Genomic DNA, 17,574 nt, shown 5'->3' with positions numbered 1-17,574 from the left:
TCAATATCTACAATAGATGTTTAAAAAATAGAAAAAACTGACCTCCGCAGAGATCAGTTTGGATTGATAAATTGATTAATTGAAAAGATGTATATTGGATAGTTAGTGATTTCCATTTCAAAGTCGATTAGCTACGCTTTACTCCCCTGAGCTAATTAACTCAGTACAAATTTTGTTTTGCTGTACCCTTCTCTCCATTTGGTTACTTGCAATGTAGCAGGAATAGCCTCTTTCATTTCATCAATATGGGAAATGACCCCGATCATTCTCCCTGACTGCTGAAGAGCGATGAGTGTATCTATAGCTTTCGCAATAGCCTCTTCATCCAATGCTCCGAATCCTTCATCAATAAACATCGTCTCCATACGAACAGCGCCTTGGAAGCTTTGAATGACATCCGCCATACCCAGTGCCAAACATAAGGAGGCATTAAATTTTTCACCGCCTGATAGCGTCTTAACGTCTCGTGTCTGCCCTGTATATGCGTCATGAACGTCTATACCTAAGCCACTCTGTTTCCCTCTAGTTTCCTGACGGTCACTACGGACGAGTTCATATTGTCCATTTGAAAGATCACGCAGGCGAATATTCGCAGCTTGAATGATGCGCTCCAAATACTCGATTTGAATATAGCGCTCAAAGGAAATTTTTAAATGGTTTTGACCACGGATTAGATCGTAGAGATTCGCAATCTTTCCATACGTCTTTTCTAGCTCTGCTTCCCTAGATTTGCTAGTTTTTAATTCATTGTATAGATCCTGCGCTGCTTGTTCCCGTGCTTTTGATTGATTGCACAGAGCAAACGCCTCTTCATATTGTGTTTTCATTATTTCAACCTCGTGCTCCATGACTTTCATATCCGTTCGCTGTTTGCCACCTACAGACTTCTTGAGTTCTTCTACGGATGATTGTATCGTATGAAGCGTTTGAGCGAACACTTGAAGTTGTTGCTGAATAGCCTGACGTTTGGAAGTCGGCAGTTTCACTCGCCTATAATCTTCCTCCGAGGTAAATCCTTCTTCTGTCAGCCGTTTTGTAAAGGAAGCTGAACTATGGTCTACTTTTTCTTTCATATCTGCTAAGGATTTCTTCTCCAAAATCTCCCGCGATTCCCACTTTGTTTTCTCAGTTGAGGCGTCTTGTAATTTCTGTTGAATCGTTTTCCAAGCACTTTCAAGTTGTTGACTTGTTGTTTCTTTAGTTGTAATTTGTTGTTGCAATGTGGATAGTTCCTGTAGATTTTCAGGAACCTTCGTTAGTGCATAGTTATAGAGAGCTCGTTTCGTTTCAAGCTCTGCTTTTAATTCGTTGCGCTGCTGTTCCAATGTATTCAGTTCTTTAGTGAGTTCATCCATGGCCTTCTGCGCTCGGTTTTGTTGCTCTTTCTTTTGTTTCACTAACTCTCGCTTATTTCTAAGGACAGCTACTTTTTCCGTCAGATTTGCTTGTTCTTTTTGATAATCACGATTCAAATCTACTTGTTGCTCATCCAATTCAGTTTTACTTACTTCAATACGTTGCTTGAGTTGTTGCAATTCCGCCTGCTTAGTATGGAAAGTCTGTACTTTATTCGTTAACTCTAGCTTGGCTGTGTCTAATTGTTGCTTCGATACGTGCTCAGCTTCTGCCACTTCGGCTTTAGCTGGATGGTCGATACTACCGCAAACCGGGCAAGACTCTCCGTCATGAAGTGAAGCAGCAAGGGCTACTGCCTGATTACTAATCCAACGATTCTCAAGAGCTTGATAGACATCTGTATACTGCTCTACTTGTTGCTTAGCGGTTGTAAAATGTGTCTCCAGTTCGTGTTGTTGTGTTAGCTGTTGCTTGTATAAAGTCACTTGCTTTGCGACGGCTTTGCAAGTTGAAAGTTGATCCAACAACTGTTCGTAGTCTTCTAATGACGTTTCCAATTCACTAATTTCATTTTTCTGCACGGTCATGGCTTCTGTTTGTTGCTTTGCTGCTTGCTGATTTCCTAGCAAGGATTTCTCTACTTGGTCTACCTCTTTCGTCAGTTCCTCTAACACTTGACGTTGCGCCGTGAGTCCGGATACGGTTGGAAGTAAATTTTTTAGCGTAAGTACCTGTTCTTTCACTTCATTTCGCTCAGATTCTTTAGCTAGTTCCTGTTCATAAGAAGCCTTTGCCGTCACTAGCTTTCTCTCCGCATCAGCGAGAAACGTGACAGCCTCGGAATAACTTCGATCTTTTTTCTGCCATTCCATTACAGTAGACTTCACTTGTTGTTCTAAATCTTCTAATCTCGCGGCCCGTTCTGCTTGCTGCAATTGCTGTTCGAGACTTTTCATCTCTGGTTGTTTCGCCAGCAATCCATCTAATTCTTTTTGGCGTTGCAGCAGCTTGGCAAATTGTTCATTAATTGAACGAGCCTCATGTAATTCTCGTTGTTTTTCGTTATGAACTTTATAGAGTCTGGTATATTCTTTATGTGTTTCTTTAGATTGTATCTCATGATAGGCATGTTCTTGTTGAAGACCTACTATGAGCTGATGGTAGTTAGGGTATTCTGATTGTAATTCTGCAAATAATAAAGAGTCACGTACAGGTAACTTCGCCGGAATTTGATGAAGAATCGTGTCACCCAACTGGTTTTCGCGAAGATATTCCGCATTCGCTTCTTCTTTTTTCACTTTTAACTGTTCTACAATCTTCTGGTACGGTTCAGTTTTAAAGATTTTCCGCATGATGGCTTCCTTATTACCCGTATCGGATGTTAAAAATTTGCGAAATTCCCCCTGAGGCAACATCATGATTTGACTAAACTGTGCGTGCGTAAAGCCTAGCAACTGTTCGATCTTTTCATTTACCTCCGTAACAATTTGGCGATCTACCGCTGGAACAAACTGCTCGTCTTTTTCTTCAAATAATTCGCAGCGTCCTAATGTATCCGATTTATTGCCTTTTTTTCTGTAAGGAATCTGACGCACGACACGAAATCTACGCTTATGGATATCAAACGTTAATTCTACAGTCGTCTGCATGTCATCATGCGCAAACTGACTGCGCAACGCTTTTGTGTCAGTGCGATCCTCTCCACTTGCCTGTCCATATAATGCGAAACAAATACCGTCAAAGATTGTGGTTTTGCCAGCACCCGTTTTTCCAGAAATGACAAATAAACGATGATCTTTCAAATCACGAAAATCAATAACTTCCTTATCTTTATACGGTCCAAACGCTGTCATCGTTAATATAATGGGTTTCATGCACGTTCTTCCTCCTTCATAACGTCCCACAAAACTTCAGCGAATAATTCTTTCGTTTCTTCATCTACTTCTTCACCTTGAAGTTCTTTAAAGAAGGAAGCAAACATTGCTTGGTCGTCTTCTTTTTTCTCAACATTCACTGTTCCACCAAGACTGTCTGTAGAAGAAGCAAAAAGTTTACGTTCAACATGCATGGCATTCGGAAAGACAGAACGGATTTTCTCCATCGGTTGCATGACTGGTACCGTATCAAGCAGCTTGACGAACACATAGTCTTCATTGTGAGACATCATCAATAGATCTTCCATCGTTCCTTCAACCGTTCTCACATCATGAAGAGGAGTGAGTAACCTTTTCTCAATTTCCACTTTTCCATTTCCTCCAAGCTCCACAATGAGATACCCTTTTTGATGATTCTCTTCCGATATTGAATACTTTAATGGTGAACCTGCGTAACGAATCGTTTCATTGCCTACAAAATGCGCCTGATGTAAGTGACCAAGCGCCGTATAATGAAACGGCTCAAACAAATCTGCAGAAACATATTCAGCCCCACCAATCGATAATGGCCGTTCTGCGTCACTTGTATTCTCCTCTTTCTCACCATGCGTAGTGATGAATGCGTGACCAACGAAAACATGTCGAGCATCTTGATCCATAGACTTCTTTATACGCTCAATGATTTTCTTCATTGCTTGTTGATGACTGGAAATCGACTCATCTTCAAGCAAGTGACTAACAACTGAAGGGTCCGCGTATGGTATTAAATGGAAATAGACATCACCATGCGAGTCTTGAAGCTTGACTGGTGACAAGTGCGGGGATAATTCTCCTGTTATGTATAAACCTTGGTCTTTCATAAACGTACTTCCAAAATGAAGGCGGCTAGGGCTATCGTGATTTCCTGCAATAGCAATGACAGGTATTTTCAAATCGATAACAATCTCCTGTAGAACTTCATTCAACAAACCTACCGCTTCAGTTGGCGGAATTGCCCGATCATACAGATCTCCGGCTATAATGACTGCGTCCGGTTGTTCTCTCTTTATCTCTTCTATAAAAGCTTGCAATATATAACGCTGATCTTCTGTCATATAGATTCCTTGGACGAGCTTGCCGAGATGCCAGTCTGCGGTATGAAAAAATTTCAAATTGATTCCCCTCTTCTCATCTATAAAAATGTAGACAAGAAGAACAGCGTAACAAAAAGTGGGATATGAAAACCCCGTTCACTACGCTCATTCCTCTATCTCAAATTACTTACTATCTACTTTTTGATCCGCCTCATTCAGTATTTCTCCGATTTTGCGTTCATTGATAACGAGATCGGCAAAGTGATCCATTTCTGTAGGCTCCATATTGATAATGACTAACTTCGCGCCTTGCTCTTTCGCAATCAGCGGAAATTGATTCGCAGGTGTAACGGTTAATGATGAACCTAGGACAATGAAGAGATCAGCTTTCTCACTTTCGAATATCGCTTGAATAAATGCTTCTTCCGGTAGCATTTCTCCAAATAAGACAACGGATGGACGCAACTTACCGCCACAATCACAGTAAAATTCTTCTTGTTCGTAGCGTTCGTTACCGTATTCTTCACCACACGTTTGACAATGGACATGACGAAGTGTCCCATGAAGTTCCATGACGTTTTTTGACCCTGCCATCGTATGGAAACCATCGACGTTTTGCGTAATAATTCCATCGATCAAACCATCTTTTTCCCACTTAGCTAAAATATCATGTCCTTTATGCGGTCCTGTTTCTTTTGCCGCTATGACGCGTTGTTTATAAAACTGAAAAAACTGTTCTACTTGTTGATTGAGAGCAGTTACGCTCGCCACTTTAGCAGGATCTTCTGTTTCCCACATGCCCGTTTTAGCAGAACGAAAATCTGGTAGGCCGCTTTCTGTCGACATTCCTGCTCCAGTATAGACAATAGTACGTTTCGATTCCTTCAATAAATCTGCCAGCACTGTCCTCATCCTTTCAACTAGCGAAATTATGTTCTACCTACATTCTAGCATATCCTGTTTTATTGCTATTTATCAAACGATACGGAAAAAGAAAAACGAGCATCCACAATGGATACTCGTTTAGTATTAGTTTGCTGTAATTTTTTTAATAGCTTCCAGATCAATCAATCCATCGATTTCATTCGTTTGGATATAATCTGCTTCTTGACTGATATCAGCCATCTCTTGCAATACGTCCTCATTTACATCTGTTGTAACTTCAATCCGTGTGAATGCTGCTTCCAATTCATCACTGGCTATTTCTTTACCAGTCAGATCTTTGATATGCTTCACTACTAGTTCTTGTGCTTTTTCCGGCTCATCACGAATGAATTGAACTGCTTTTGCGTGAGCTGTCAAATAAGCAGTTGATAGTTTTTCGTTTTTCAAAAATGCATCGCTTGTTGCTACAACTGTGTTCGTTGATTCTTTACCCCAAGCAAAGTCTTCCCAGTCAAGAATCAGTTTACCATTCGCCTGATTTTGTAAAATATACCCCCATGGTTCTTGTGTTGCTGCGCCGTCAACAGAATCTTGAATGAATAATGTCGCTGTATCCGCTGGTGCAGATGCGAAAAACTCAACTGTTCCTCCGTTAGCTTTTGCTTTTAAGTCCACGTCTTTCAACGCTTTACGTAACATTACATCTTGCGTACTGCCGATTACAGGAATTGCAATTCTCTTACCGTCTAGATCAGCTAATTCATTAATCCCACTTTTACCGTTGGCTACTAATACCGCACCGCCATTTACTGCTCCAGAAACAATATGATACTTTGGATCTTTTACATAATAGTTGATTACAGGTCCAGGTCCAACTGTTCCGATGTCTATCGAATTAGAAGCCATTGCCTCCATGAATAACCCACCGTTACTAACTGTCTTCGTCGTAATCTTAATGTCTTCACCGAACTCTTCCGCAAAATAATTATTTTCAAGTCCAACGATTGTTGCGATATGTGTTAAGTTCGGGAAATATCCAATCTTTACTTCTTTTTTATCCGCGCTGTCTACTTCCGTTTTTCCACATCCCGACAAAATCCCCACAATTGCTAATACAGAAAGCAATACACCTAATAGTTTCTTATTCATATAATAATCCCCTTTTCTTAGAGCGTGTCACGCCCGAATTCCCCATTTTCTTTCAACACTGCGTTCCAAACGCAAAAATAATACATTATCCATAATCGTTCCAATAACACCGATGATAATCATGACAGAAATAACTAAATCCATTTGACCAAGTGCGCGTCCTGATTCTAGTAGTTGACCGAGACCGACGCCGGCACCTAGTAATTCCCCTGCCATGAGTGCACGCCATGAGAATGCCCACGCGATGCGTAATCCAGAAATTAATTGTGGTACGGACGCTGGCAAGATCACGGTCCGCAAAAAGTGAAAACCGCTAGATCCTAGTGATTTGGCAACACGCTGATATAATACCGGTACGTTTTTAAAGCCGCTTGTTGCGTTAACGATCATCGTCCAAGTAGCCCCTAATGTAACGATAAATAGAATAGCAAAATCATTGAGACCGAACCAGATGATCGCAAGTGGAAACCAGACAATACTTGGAATAGACTGTAAAGCTGTCACTAGAAAACCAAGTGTGTCTTCCACTATTTTATATCGCCAAATCAAATAACCAAGTACCAGTCCAAGTACAGAAGCAATCGTGAATCCAATTAACAATCTGCTAAGGCTTGCACCGATTGCAATGAGGATTTGACCGGAGATGAGTCCAGAAATCAAAGTCGACATGACTTGTGTGAAACTCGGAAACATAAAATCGGGTAAATCCGATAGCCTAGATGTGACTTCCCATATCGCCACTAGTATCCCGAGAAACACTATTCGTCTTAAAGCTGTAGTCATCGCCCATCTCCTCCTTCAACACTTTCTCTATTTCTTCTTGAAGTTCAGCCAAAATCTGCTTTTCGAGTTGCAACGTCACGTCATTCGGCATGACGCCATCTTTTGTATCATTAGATTTGAAGGTCGCCTTAATTTTCCCAGGACGTGTCGCAAACACGACAATCTTTTGCGAAAGTAATACCGCTTCGCGAATATTATGTGTAATGAAGAGGACAGTTACTTTCGTTTTTCTCCAAATATCCAATAACTCTTTATGAAGTACCATACGCGTTTGTTCATCCAATGCCGCGAATGGTTCATCCATTAATAGGATATCCGGCTCCATGACAAGCGCACGCGCGATGGATACGCGTTGCTTCATTCCCCCTGACAATTCATGCGGATAGGAATCAATGTAATTCCCCAAGTGGACCATTTTCAACATTTCAATCGCTTTTTGTTCCGCTTCTTTCTTCGACATCTTCTTCAATAGTAAACCGTATGTAACGTTATCGAGTACTGTCAGCCAGGGAAATAACCCCGCTTCTTGGAAAACGACCACTCGATCTGATCCCGACCCTTTTACTTCTTTTCCGTTAATACTAATTTTCCCTTGTTCAGCTTTTTCGAGTCCTGCAATCAAATACAACATAGTGGACTTTCCGCAACCTGACGGACCTACTATAGAAACAAACTGTCCTTTTTCTATATCAAGGTTGATGTGATCTAGTACTTTGACCGTTCCCTTTTCTTTGTGGGGAAAGCTCTTTTCAATGCCTTCAATTTTCAAATACATGTTGATTCCCCCTCATAAATACTTTTTTGTCACTTCGGTTTTAATTCCTACTAACTTTATATGTTTTGTATATATATAATCTACCATTTACGTAGGTTTTGTCAATAGGATTTCTGATTATTTTTTCAATCTATTTAAGAACATGAGATTACATGCTATAGGTAATAGCTTTCTATCATTTTTATTCCGAAATTCTACGCTAAAAAACCTCTACCCAACGTGGGAAGAGGTTTTGCTTGTCAGTATTATTGAAATAAATCACTTGATAAATATCTTTCACCAGAATCAGGCGCAATACAAACGACTGTATCTTCAGGAGTTAAACGTTTCGCCACTTGCAATGCTGCATACAGTGATGCGCCACCTGACGGCCCGAGCAAAACTCCTTCTTGTCTTGCGAATTGCCTGACGGTTGTGTATGCGTCGTCATCTTCAATACGGAAAATCTCATCGTAGACATGGGTATTTAAAACAGTTGGAATAAATCCAGGACTGGTCCCTACCAGTTTATGTTTGCCTGGTTTGCCACCTGATAATACCGGTGACCCTGCTGGTTCAACCACATGAACTGTAATAGCTGGGTCATGCTCTTTTAATGATTCACCTGTTCCTGTTACCGTACCACCTGTTCCTGAAGTACAGACAAATGCAGTTAATTTACGATTGATGGATTGAATGGCTTCTATAATTTCAACAGCCGTCGTATGGCGATGACTATCAGGGTTCGCTTCATTTTCAAACTGCATCGGAATAAAGCTATTCTCAATGGACTCTGAAATTTCATTTGCTTTAGAGATCGCACCTGGCATACGCTCTGAGCTAGGTGTCAATACAACCTTCGCTCCATAGGCTTTCATTAAGTTAATACGTTCAATCGTAGAGTTATCCGGCATAACAAAAATCGCTGGGTATCCTTTTGCTGCAGCATTCATTGCCAAGCCAATTCCCGTGTTTCCTGACGTCGGCTCAATAATCGTGGCACCGGGTTTCAGTACCCCCGTTTTCTCGGCTTCTACAAGCATTTGATAAGCCGCGCGATCTTTTACACTACGGCTTGGATTGAAATACTCCAATTTCACATACACCTCAGCGCCAGTAGTTTCGCCGAGCGTTCGTACTTTTACAAGCGGAGTCTCTCCGATTAATTCCGCCATATTATTGACTATTTTCATTCTGTACACCTTCTCTTCATGATGATAACACTAATAATCTGATTATGTAGCTGATGTAATCTTTTGATCACTAGGTAAAGCTAATCCAACTAGACCAATGAACGGCAAAAATGACGTGATGATCATCGTTTGATAAATACCGATCGAGTCGATAAGTGTTCCGATGGCAACAGCACCGATTGCCCCCATTCCGAACGCTAATCCTACAGTTAGTCCCGCCATTGTACCAATTTTGGAAGGTATGAGTTCTTGGGCATAGATCACCGTGACGGAAAAACTAAGCATAATAAAGAATCCGATCGTGAACAATAATAAAATGATTCCAGGTACAGGTGCATACGGCAGCAACAAACTAAGTGGTAAAGGCACAATAAGCGATAAGACAATCACTTTTTTTCGTCCTATTCTGTCTGCCATGGGTCCACCGAAAAACGTCCCAACAGCACCCAGAGCCAAGAATAAGAAAATGTACAACTGACCATGCTGAATCGTCATGCCATAGTATTCAATCAAATAGAAAATATAGAAGCTCGTAATATTCGTCACATAGAATGAACGCGCGAAAATAATAATCATTAATAAAGTTAGCGCGAGGGTGATTTGTCTTTTTGACAAACTTTCCAATGTCGTTAATAATACTTTCTTTCGCGTGCCTAAACGCTCTTCATTCAGCTGTTTCTTGTACCAGATCGAGATTCGGGTTAATAAAACAATACCAGCAGCAGCTACTAATACAAAAACAGCTGCTCCTATTTGGCCGAGAGGAACGAGGACGAAAGCGCTGATCAAAGGTGCGAGGGCTTGTCCCGAGTTACCTCCTACTTGATAGATAGACTGCGAAAGTCCACGCTTGTTTCCCGCCGCCAAAAATGACACGCGAGAACCTTCAGGATGAAAAATCGCTGACCCTAATCCTAGCAACATAACAGATACAATGATCAGCCAATAGCTTGGTGCTAATGCTAGCCCCACCATTCCAATTAAAGAACATGTCATGCCAATCGGCAACGCAAACGGCTTGGGTTTGCGATCACTTAAATATCCTACAACTGGTTGAAGTAGAGAAGCTACGATATTTAGAGCAAAAACAATATATCCTAATTGTTTATAACTAAATTGATATTCTTTTTCCAGAATCGGCAACATAGCTGGAATCACTGCCTGTAGCGTGTCGTTAAATAAATGACAGACTGCAATTGCAATCATGATAGGAAATACCGGATTCGCTACGGCAGTTTGTGAAGATTTACTCATTCTGTCTATTCACACCTCATCTAGTTGTCTATTTTACTTCGTGAATGTAGTAGGCATTACAACTCCAATTACTTCGCCAGAAGCACATAATTCATCCTCAGCGTAAATTTCTACAGCTACTTTCCACTTCTTTGGATGAATTTCCGTAACGTTTCCAATCGCTTTTAATACTTTTCCTTGCGGAGTCGGTTTACTGTAGGTAATCTGCAAAGAAGCAGTCACGAAGCGCGGCGGTACAGTCCCGTCACTAGGTTCATGACCGTTCTTTCGATGTAGGGCAAGTGCACAAGATCCTGTGCCGTGGCAATCCATAAATGAAGCTAGAAATCCACCATACACAAATCCCGGAATTGCCGTATATTTTTCAGGAGGCAATGAATACGTAACAGTTTGCTCTCCTTCCCAACCCGTTCGGAAATGGTTCCCTTCCTCGTTGAGCCGTCCGCAACCATAACACCATGAAAAGTCATCCGCATAATTATCCTGAATTGCATGCGTCACATATTCTTTCATATTGATCGTCTCCTTTTCAGATGAATACCCTCTATTATACATTCTGAATATTAAAATATCGAATTAAAACAAAATATCATTCATAGTATGGATAGTTATATGCGTATCTTCCTGATTACCTTCATATACTAGTGAGAACCAAAATTTTATGGAAGGAGGGGGATAGTATGAAGATACGTGGAGTTATCTTGGCATTATTAGTGGCTGGAGGATTTTATGTCATGATTCAGACAATCGACGAAGCTGCCTCCCATCCCTTTGAGCGATTGCAAGAACAACAACTGAACGGTTTATCTCCTTATTCATTCATTACTTTCCGGCAACCTGGTCTGCAAAACCAGCAAGCCGTTACGTGGCGAGTGGACCAAGTTGAAGAAGTTGACCGCCTACTTCAATTTCTCCAAGCATATGATTATGAGCAGGTGGAACCGGATACATTACAATTGTTTGACGACCAACCACTCTTCACAATCGATCTACACGATGAAGAAGGAAATCGTATGACTATATTGATTGAGGAAGGGATATTAATCCACAATGACCGTCTTTATTATAAGGTTGTCAATGGTCCCTTACAGGTTGATTGGCTAATGGAATTTATACTTTCCAATAAACCATAATTTGTACTGTAAACATTCATTGTATTATACTATTAGTTAATTCGACAACCGAATAATTGATTTGAAGGAGAGATTCACATTGGTGAAAAGCTTACCTAAACGTGCACAAGTGAACGAACAAGAAACTTGGAATTTACAAACCTTATTTGAAAATGAACAAGACTACGAGAAAGCAGTAAAAGATACTGAAACGGAAGCAACTGCTTTTCTGAAAAACTATAAAGGTACGATCATAGATTCAACTTCAGCTATTCAAGCCTTGGATGCTTATCGCAACTTACAAGAGAAACTTGTCAAGATCGCCAGTTATGCTGAGCTGACCGCAAGTGTTGATTTAACAAATGATGCTGCCCAAATGAGAGAGAGTAGATTTGGTTCAATCGCTGCCAAAATCGGTAGTCAAACTTCTTTCATGATGAGTGAATTGACTGCGCTTTCCGAGGAGACTTTACAACAAGCAAGTAAACAATCTAAGGAATATGCCACCGTATTCGATAAAATCATTCGGGAAAAACCGCATCAATTACACCCTGAAGTGGAGAAGACACTCGCTGCATTCTCTGCTTCTTTCCAAGCACCCTATTCGATGTATAATACAACGAAAATGGCAGACATCGACTTCCCTGACTTCACTGTAGATGGAAAAACCTATCCACTGAGCTATGTTTCATTTGAAGGGAAATGGGAGTCTGAACCTAAAACATCGGTAAGACGTGCAGCGTTTCAAACTTTCAGCGATACGTTGCGGAAATATCAACACACAACTGCCAAAACATATGACATGCATGTACAGATGGAGAAAACAATATCTAATTTACGTGGGTATGACTCCGTTATCGACTATTTATTGATGGAACAAGATGTGGCTCGTTCTATGTACAATCGCCAAATCGATGTAATTACGGAAGAACTCGCACCCCATATGAGAAAGTACGCGAAACTTCTTCAGAAAATATATAGTCTTGACGAAATGACGTTTGCAGACTTAAAAATGCCAATCGATCCGTTATATGAACCTTCCATTACTGTGGAGGAGTCGAAGAAATATATGAAGGATGCGCTTGCTGTTATGGGCGATCACTATCTTGATATGGTGAACCGCGCCTATTCAGAACGCTGGATTGATTTCGCTCAAAATGAAGGTAAATCAACAGGTGCATTTTGTGCAAGCCCTTATGGTCAAGGCTCATTTATCTTAATTTCTTGGACAGGTAGCATGGAAGATGTCTTTGTCTTAGCGCATGAATTAGGTCATGCTGGTCATTTCAACTATGCCCATGAGGCACAAAACCTGTTCAATTCGGAATCATCACTGTACTTCATTGAAGCGCCTTCTACGATGAATGAGATGCTGATGGCCAATCACTTATTGAAAAATTCCGCTGACCCGAAATTTAAGCGATGGGTACTATCTTCCATTGTCGCACGAACGTATTATCATAACTTCGTGACACATTTACTTGAAGCAGCGTTCCAGCGCAAAGTGTACGAACGAGTGGATGCAGGTGGCCATGTCAATGCGACTATTTTAAACGATTTGAAGCGCGGTGTACTCGAAGAATTCTGGGGTGATAGCGTGAAGATGAATGATGGAGCAGAATTGACTTGGATGCGTCAACCACACTATTACATGGGCTTATATCCATACACTTATAGTGCTGGATTGACCATTTCTACTGAAATGGCCAAACGCGTATTGATCGAAGGAGACCCAGCTGTTGAAGATTGGCTCAATACTCTACGTGCAGGCGGTTCAAAAAAACCAGCTGATCTCGCGAAAATGGCAGGAATCGATATCACAACAGACAAACCGTTGCGCGATACGATCTCCTATATTGGTGAATTAATTGATGAAATTGAGAAACTGACTGAAGAGATTGACGCATAGTAAAAAAAACATCCGCCAAGCAGTTTCTTCCTGCAAGGCGGATGCTTTTTCTTTTACTTCATTATTTCACTTAGGATTTCATATGAGCGAAGTCGTTCTTTGTGATCGAAGATTCCTGAACTGATAATCAGCTCATCCGCTTTCGTCATTTCCACGAACTCTTCCAGCTCCCGCTTCACAGTTTCCGGACTACCAATAATGACAGACGGTGCTTGGCTTTGCTGTGCAACCGCTTCTTGCTCAAATGGTGACCATGTCGCATGAATATCTTCAATTGGAGGCGTAAATTGCGTCATCTTACCTTGTCGGATATTTAGAAACTGCTGCTGCATTGATGTAGCCACGTATTGTGCCTTTTCATCTGTATCCGCTGCAATTAAATTAACGCCCATCATTACATAGGGCTTCTGAAGATCTTTCGACGGTCGGAAATTTTGATGGTAAATTTGCAGTGCCTGCATCATAAACTGCGGTGCAAAATGACTGGCAAACGAAAACGGTAAGCCGAGTTCCGCAGATAATTGCGCACTAAAGCCGCTTGAACCAAGCAACCAAATCGGAATGTTCTGGCCCGCTCCAGGAAATGCTCGAACGCGATCAGTCGGATTGCCCGCAAAATACATACGTAATTCTTCTAGTTGTTGTGGGAAGTCTTCTCCACCGCTTTGTAATGTTCGGCGAAGTGCATACGCTGTCGCCTGGTCACTTCCCGGTGCACGGCCTAGCCCTAAGTCAATACGACCTGGATACATAGCATCGAGAGTACCGAACTGTTCCGCAATAACTAGCGGCGCGTGGTTTGGCAGCATGACACCGCCAGAACCCACTCGAATATCCTTTGTCATCTGCGCTACATGTCCAATGATGATAGATGTCGCGGAACTCGCAACACCCGGCATATTATGATGCTCCGCCAGCCAGTAGCGATTGAACCCCCACTCTTCTGCATGCTGTGCAAGATCTACACTATTCTTAAATGACTGTCCTGCATGACTTCCTTCATTAATCATTGCTAAGTCTAATATCGATAACGGAATTCCGTTAAAACGTTTTGCCTGTTCTCTTATCAATGTATTCACTCCTTATAACAGCAACCATTTTTCTTTACCCACTCACAAATGGCCTGAATAATGTCTTCCAATTCTTTCCCTTTTGGTGTAAGTTCGTACTCGACTTTTCTGACCTTTGGATCGGACTGATTTTTAATGACCAAGCCTTGTGCTTCTAAATCACGCAATCTCTCCGTTAGAAGACGATCTGATATCCCTTCGATTTCCATCGATAATTCAAAGAACCTCTTCGGTCCGTCTAATAAATGATAAATAATAATTCCCATCCAACGCTTACCAATAAACTCGATTGTGTTGTGGAAACTATCGCAACTTTTTTGACCTTTAGGATTTACCGACTGAACAAACTCTTCATTTTTCTTCATTAGCAAAACCCCAATCCTGTACTCTTTTCACTTTATCATACCTAGTTATGATAAACAAGCTTACTAATAGTAATCTTATAAAGAACGTACTATTAGTAAGTGATGCACAGAAAGATGTCGCTGGGTCAAAACCTCAAAAGGTATGAAGGAGAAGACACCTTCATACCTTTTCTCATACACTGAAACGTATTTATAAAGTTTAATTCGTTAGTAATCAAGAGTGTACCGAAGCGGAAAAAGGCCGACTCCTGCGGGATTTAGCGCGAATGTTGAGACCCCGCAGGTAGCGAGATCCGTTACGAAGGACGGCTTTTGAAAGTAAAAGCGGAGCGTTGCATGTATTTGCACTTAGCGACGAGGAGGCTCATGCGCGCCTTTTATAGCGTAGGAGAACGGACTGTTTTTTTAAGTTACATCCCAGCCTCATCCTTTTCATGCTTGCTCGATAGTTACATTACAGCCCACTTCATCGTACTTACCATACGCCGCGTGATAGATTGGTCCCACGCCTCGTTTGAAAGTCAATGAACGTCGAATGCCTGCTGTGATGAACTTCTTCGCTTCCACTACGGCAACTTGTACCGTTTGTCCTTTCGCCAAGCCTGCCGCGATAGCAGCAGAGTAACTGCAACCTGCACCATTCGTATTCAACGTCTCCATTCTAGGAGCTTCAAGCAGATAAAACTGTTCACCGTCATACAGCACATCTACTGCAGGTCCTTCCAATCTTCCGCCTTTCACTAATACGAACTTCGGTCCAAATTCAAACAAACGACGTGCAGCTTCCTTTAAATCCGCTACAGATTTCAAGTCCATACCGCCCAATAAGTAAGATGCTTCAGGCATATTCGGTGTAATGATCGTAGCAAGAGGAATCAATTGTTTTTGCATCGCTTCCATTGCATCGGCTTTCAATAACGCAGAGCCCATCTTGCCGATCATCACGGGATCCACTACTATATTTTGAACATCAGACTGCTGAATCCATTTCGTTACATTAACAATAATTTCTTTTGTAAACAACATGCCAGTCTTCATGGCATCAATACCGATATCTTCTTCTATCGTCACTAATTGCGCTTCAATCGCTTCCCAGGACTGAGGGTATATACCTTGTCCAGTACGTGGATTTCTTGCGACAATCGCTGTGACCGCTGTGGTCCCAAACACATCAAATTCCTGAAATGTTTTCAAATCTGCTTGGATGCCTGCTCCTCCACGTGCAGCGGAACCAGCGATAGTTAATGCTCGCTTGATCATTTTCTCTTTTCCTCCTGTTTACTATGTACTTCATCGGATTATTTACACTATAACTGCGTCATTCTACAGGATAACGTAGCGAGGTTTGAAGAGTCAATTTCATAGTACTGTACAGAATACACTCCTTTTTTACTAGTAACTAAAAACCCTCTATCCACTTTTAGGATAGAGAGTTGGAATGATTTTTTTACACCATATAAGAAATATCAGAAGCTATCGTTGGATACGCGAATGGCATTTTCTTTAATTCTATAAGAGGAATTTGGAATCGAATAGCCATCGCAAATAGATTAATCAGTTCATCGGCTCCTCCGCCCAAGAAATGAGCACCAAGTACGACATCTTTTTCTTGGTCGATAATTACTTTGAATGCCGCGGCCGCTTCATTTGTCTGTTTATATGTGAACCACTCAGTGATATCTTGTGATTTTACATATATTTTTAAACCGGAGTTTTTTGCCTCTTGTTCGCTCATTCCAACGGATGATAATTTAGGAACGGTGTATACAACAGATGGAATGACTGGATAATCTGCCGTTTTGTTATTCCCTTTTAGAAGATTCGAAGCGACAACATGTGATTCAGTTGTTGCGACGGGTGTCAATGGAGGCGCGTCACTTGAAGCGACATCTCCAGCTGCATATACATGTGGATTAGTTACGCTTTGCATGTATTCATTGACACATACGCCTCGCTTATCACGCTGTACATTTCCTTTTTCTAAATCAATATCCAATGCCGGTGTGCGTCCTGCCCCGTGTACAACAAGATCCGCTTTCCATTCCACTTGGCGATCCTCTTGTTCCCCTTTGACCACAAATGAATGGCCACATTTTTCAATTCCATTTACCGGTGTGTTCAAATGCACGTGAACACCCATTTCTTCCGTACGTTTAATCAGCATTTTCACTAAATCTTGATCAAATTTCTTTAGGGCGCTTTCACTTCTATGCAAAATATGCACTTCAGATCCTGCCCTTGCAGCAAGATGCGCAAATTCGAATGAAATAAATCCGCCACCTATAAAGACAATCTTTTTTGGTAGTGACTCCAACTCCATGAAGTCATCACTGTGCGTCAAATATTCTTCCCCTTCGATACCCATTTTTATAGGTTCTGCACCTGAAGCAATTAAAATATATTTCCCTTTCAATACTTCTGAGCAGACTTTCAATTCGTTTTCACTTTGGAAGACTGCCTTGCCATGATACATATCAATTCCTAATTTCTCATATTTCTCTTCCGTATCTTCAGGTATCGACTGAGTAAATGTGCGTTTGAATTCCATTAATGTAGGCCAATCGATTTTGCTATCTCCTTCAATCCCTTTTCCTTGCATCCGTTCATTCCAATCAATCAGTTCTGCTGCCTCTACCAATACTTTTTTCGGATCACACCCCCGTTGAGAACATGTCCCACCCAACGGTCGATCATCGATAATTGCAACGCTCCAGCCTTCTTTCCTACATTTTGTTGCTGTAATGGAACCTGCACTACCTGTTCCAATCACAAGCAAATCATATTCTTTGACCATACT

The 17,574-nt window shown here is 41.3% G+C and carries 15 protein-coding genes; 2 read left to right on the top strand and 13 right to left on the bottom strand.

Annotated features, from left to right (window positions below; all coding sequences use genetic code 11):
* Positions 1-155: 155 nt before the first annotated feature.
* The 9 genes from CSV63_RS06400 to CSV63_RS06360 form a co-directional block, all read right to left on the bottom strand.
* Complete coding sequence (locus CSV63_RS06400; protein WP_099695084.1) at positions 156-3,230, bottom strand: SbcC/MukB-like Walker B domain-containing protein; 3,075 nt, start codon at positions 3,228-3,230, stop codon at positions 156-158.
* A complete protein-coding gene (locus CSV63_RS06395; RefSeq protein ID WP_099695083.1) occupies positions 3,227-4,381 on the bottom strand; it encodes an exonuclease SbcCD subunit D in 1,155 nt (384 codons plus the stop codon). The genes CSV63_RS06400 and CSV63_RS06395 overlap by 4 nt, the downstream gene beginning before the upstream one ends.
* Positions 4,382-4,486: 105 nt before the next feature.
* On the bottom strand, positions 4,487-5,206 hold the full coding sequence (locus tag CSV63_RS06390) for an NAD-dependent deacylase (RefSeq protein WP_099695082.1): 720 nt from the start codon (positions 5,204-5,206) through the stop codon (positions 4,487-4,489).
* 126 nt (positions 5,207-5,332) lie between these two features.
* The gene (locus tag CSV63_RS06385; protein WP_099695081.1) at positions 5,333-6,337 is read right to left on the bottom strand and encodes an aliphatic sulfonate ABC transporter substrate-binding protein; all 1,005 of its coding nucleotides are present in this window, start codon (positions 6,335-6,337) and stop codon (positions 5,333-5,335) included.
* 27 nt (positions 6,338-6,364) lie between these two features.
* A complete protein-coding gene (locus CSV63_RS06380) occupies positions 6,365-7,120 on the bottom strand; it encodes an ABC transporter permease (protein WP_099631493.1) in 756 nt (251 codons plus the stop codon).
* Positions 7,053-7,895, bottom strand: a complete 843-nt coding sequence (locus CSV63_RS06375) for an ABC transporter ATP-binding protein (RefSeq protein ID WP_099695080.1) — start codon at positions 7,893-7,895, stop codon at positions 7,053-7,055. The genes CSV63_RS06380 and CSV63_RS06375 overlap by 68 nt, the downstream gene beginning before the upstream one ends.
* Positions 7,896-8,140: 245 nt before the next feature.
* Positions 8,141-9,067, bottom strand: a complete 927-nt coding sequence (gene cysK / locus CSV63_RS06370; RefSeq protein WP_099695079.1) for a cysteine synthase A — start codon at positions 9,065-9,067, stop codon at positions 8,141-8,143.
* A gap of 42 nt (positions 9,068-9,109) precedes the next feature.
* Positions 9,110-10,321 carry an MFS transporter gene (locus CSV63_RS06365; RefSeq protein WP_099695078.1) on the bottom strand — a complete coding sequence of 404 codons (1,212 nt, stop codon included), beginning with the start codon at positions 10,319-10,321 and terminating at the stop codon, positions 9,110-9,112.
* A 33-nt stretch (positions 10,322-10,354) separates the two neighbouring features.
* Complete coding sequence (locus CSV63_RS06360) at positions 10,355-10,834, bottom strand: PaaI family thioesterase (protein ID WP_099695077.1); 480 nt, start codon at positions 10,832-10,834, stop codon at positions 10,355-10,357.
* A gap of 167 nt (positions 10,835-11,001) precedes the next feature.
* Between CSV63_RS06360 and CSV63_RS06355 the strand changes: the two genes are divergently transcribed.
* Positions 11,002-11,454: a hypothetical protein gene (locus CSV63_RS06355; RefSeq protein WP_099695076.1), complete on the top strand. Its 453-nt coding sequence runs from the start codon at positions 11,002-11,004 to the stop codon at positions 11,452-11,454.
* Positions 11,455-11,533: 79 nt separating this feature from the next.
* Positions 11,534-13,342, top strand: a complete 1,809-nt coding sequence (gene pepF / locus CSV63_RS06350) for an oligoendopeptidase F (protein WP_199203620.1) — start codon at positions 11,534-11,536, stop codon at positions 13,340-13,342.
* Positions 13,343-13,395: 53 nt separating this feature from the next.
* Here the strand turns inward: pepF and CSV63_RS06345 are convergent, their stop codons facing one another.
* From CSV63_RS06345 to CSV63_RS06330, 4 genes are all read right to left on the bottom strand, one after another.
* A complete protein-coding gene (locus CSV63_RS06345) occupies positions 13,396-14,421 on the bottom strand; it encodes an LLM class flavin-dependent oxidoreductase (RefSeq protein WP_099695075.1) in 1,026 nt (341 codons plus the stop codon).
* Complete coding sequence (locus CSV63_RS06340) at positions 14,418-14,777, bottom strand: winged helix-turn-helix transcriptional regulator (protein ID WP_099695074.1); 360 nt, start codon at positions 14,775-14,777, stop codon at positions 14,418-14,420. The genes CSV63_RS06345 and CSV63_RS06340 overlap by 4 nt, the downstream gene beginning before the upstream one ends.
* A 432-nt stretch (positions 14,778-15,209) precedes the next feature.
* The gene (gene thiD, locus CSV63_RS06335) at positions 15,210-16,037 is read right to left on the bottom strand and encodes a bifunctional hydroxymethylpyrimidine kinase/phosphomethylpyrimidine kinase (RefSeq protein ID WP_099695073.1); all 828 of its coding nucleotides are present in this window, start codon (positions 16,035-16,037) and stop codon (positions 15,210-15,212) included.
* A gap of 187 nt (positions 16,038-16,224) precedes the next feature.
* Entirely contained in the window at positions 16,225-17,571 is a 1,347-nt protein-coding gene (locus CSV63_RS06330; RefSeq protein WP_099695072.1) for a dihydrolipoyl dehydrogenase family protein, read from the bottom strand.
* Positions 17,572-17,574: the final 3 nt, after the last annotated feature.

This window comes from Sporosarcina sp. P34 (assembly GCF_002743375.1).
Classification (GTDB): domain Bacteria; phylum Bacillota; class Bacilli; order Bacillales_A; family Planococcaceae; genus Sporosarcina.
Note: the sequence above shows the minus strand (reverse complement) of the source record. Positions and strands in the feature narration are given on the sequence as shown.

What these genes read in the sequence shown, in the direction of transcription:
- CSV63_RS06400 (WP_099695084.1), bottom strand. Translation starts at nt 3,230, where the DNA reads ATGAAACCCATTATATTAACGATGACAGCGTTTGGACCGTATAAAGAT.
- CSV63_RS06385 (WP_099695081.1), bottom strand. Translation starts at nt 6,337, where the DNA reads ATGAATAAGAAACTATTAGGTGTATTGCTTTCTGTATTAGCAATTGTG.
- CSV63_RS06380 (WP_099631493.1), bottom strand. Translation starts at nt 7,120, where the DNA reads ATGACTACAGCTTTAAGACGAATAGTGTTTCTCGGGATACTAGTGGCG.
- CSV63_RS06375 (WP_099695080.1), bottom strand. Translation starts at nt 7,895, where the DNA reads ATGTATTTGAAAATTGAAGGCATTGAAAAGAGCTTTCCCCACAAAGAA.
- cysK (WP_099695079.1), bottom strand. Translation starts at nt 9,067, where the DNA reads ATGAAAATAGTCAATAATATGGCGGAATTAATCGGAGAGACTCCGCTT.
- CSV63_RS06365 (WP_099695078.1), bottom strand. Translation starts at nt 10,321, where the DNA reads ATGAGTAAATCTTCACAAACTGCCGTAGCGAATCCGGTATTTCCTATC.
- CSV63_RS06360 (WP_099695077.1), bottom strand. Translation starts at nt 10,834, where the DNA reads ATGAAAGAATATGTGACGCATGCAATTCAGGATAATTATGCGGATGAC.
- CSV63_RS06355 (WP_099695076.1), top strand. Translation starts at nt 11,002, where the DNA reads ATGAAGATACGTGGAGTTATCTTGGCATTATTAGTGGCTGGAGGATTT.
- CSV63_RS06340 (WP_099695074.1), bottom strand. Translation starts at nt 14,777, where the DNA reads ATGAAGAAAAATGAAGAGTTTGTTCAGTCGGTAAATCCTAAAGGTCAA.
- thiD (WP_099695073.1), bottom strand. Translation starts at nt 16,037, where the DNA reads ATGATCAAGCGAGCATTAACTATCGCTGGTTCCGCTGCACGTGGAGGA.
- CSV63_RS06330 (WP_099695072.1), bottom strand. Translation starts at nt 17,571, where the DNA reads ATGGTCAAAGAATATGATTTGCTTGTGATTGGAACAGGTAGTGCAGGT.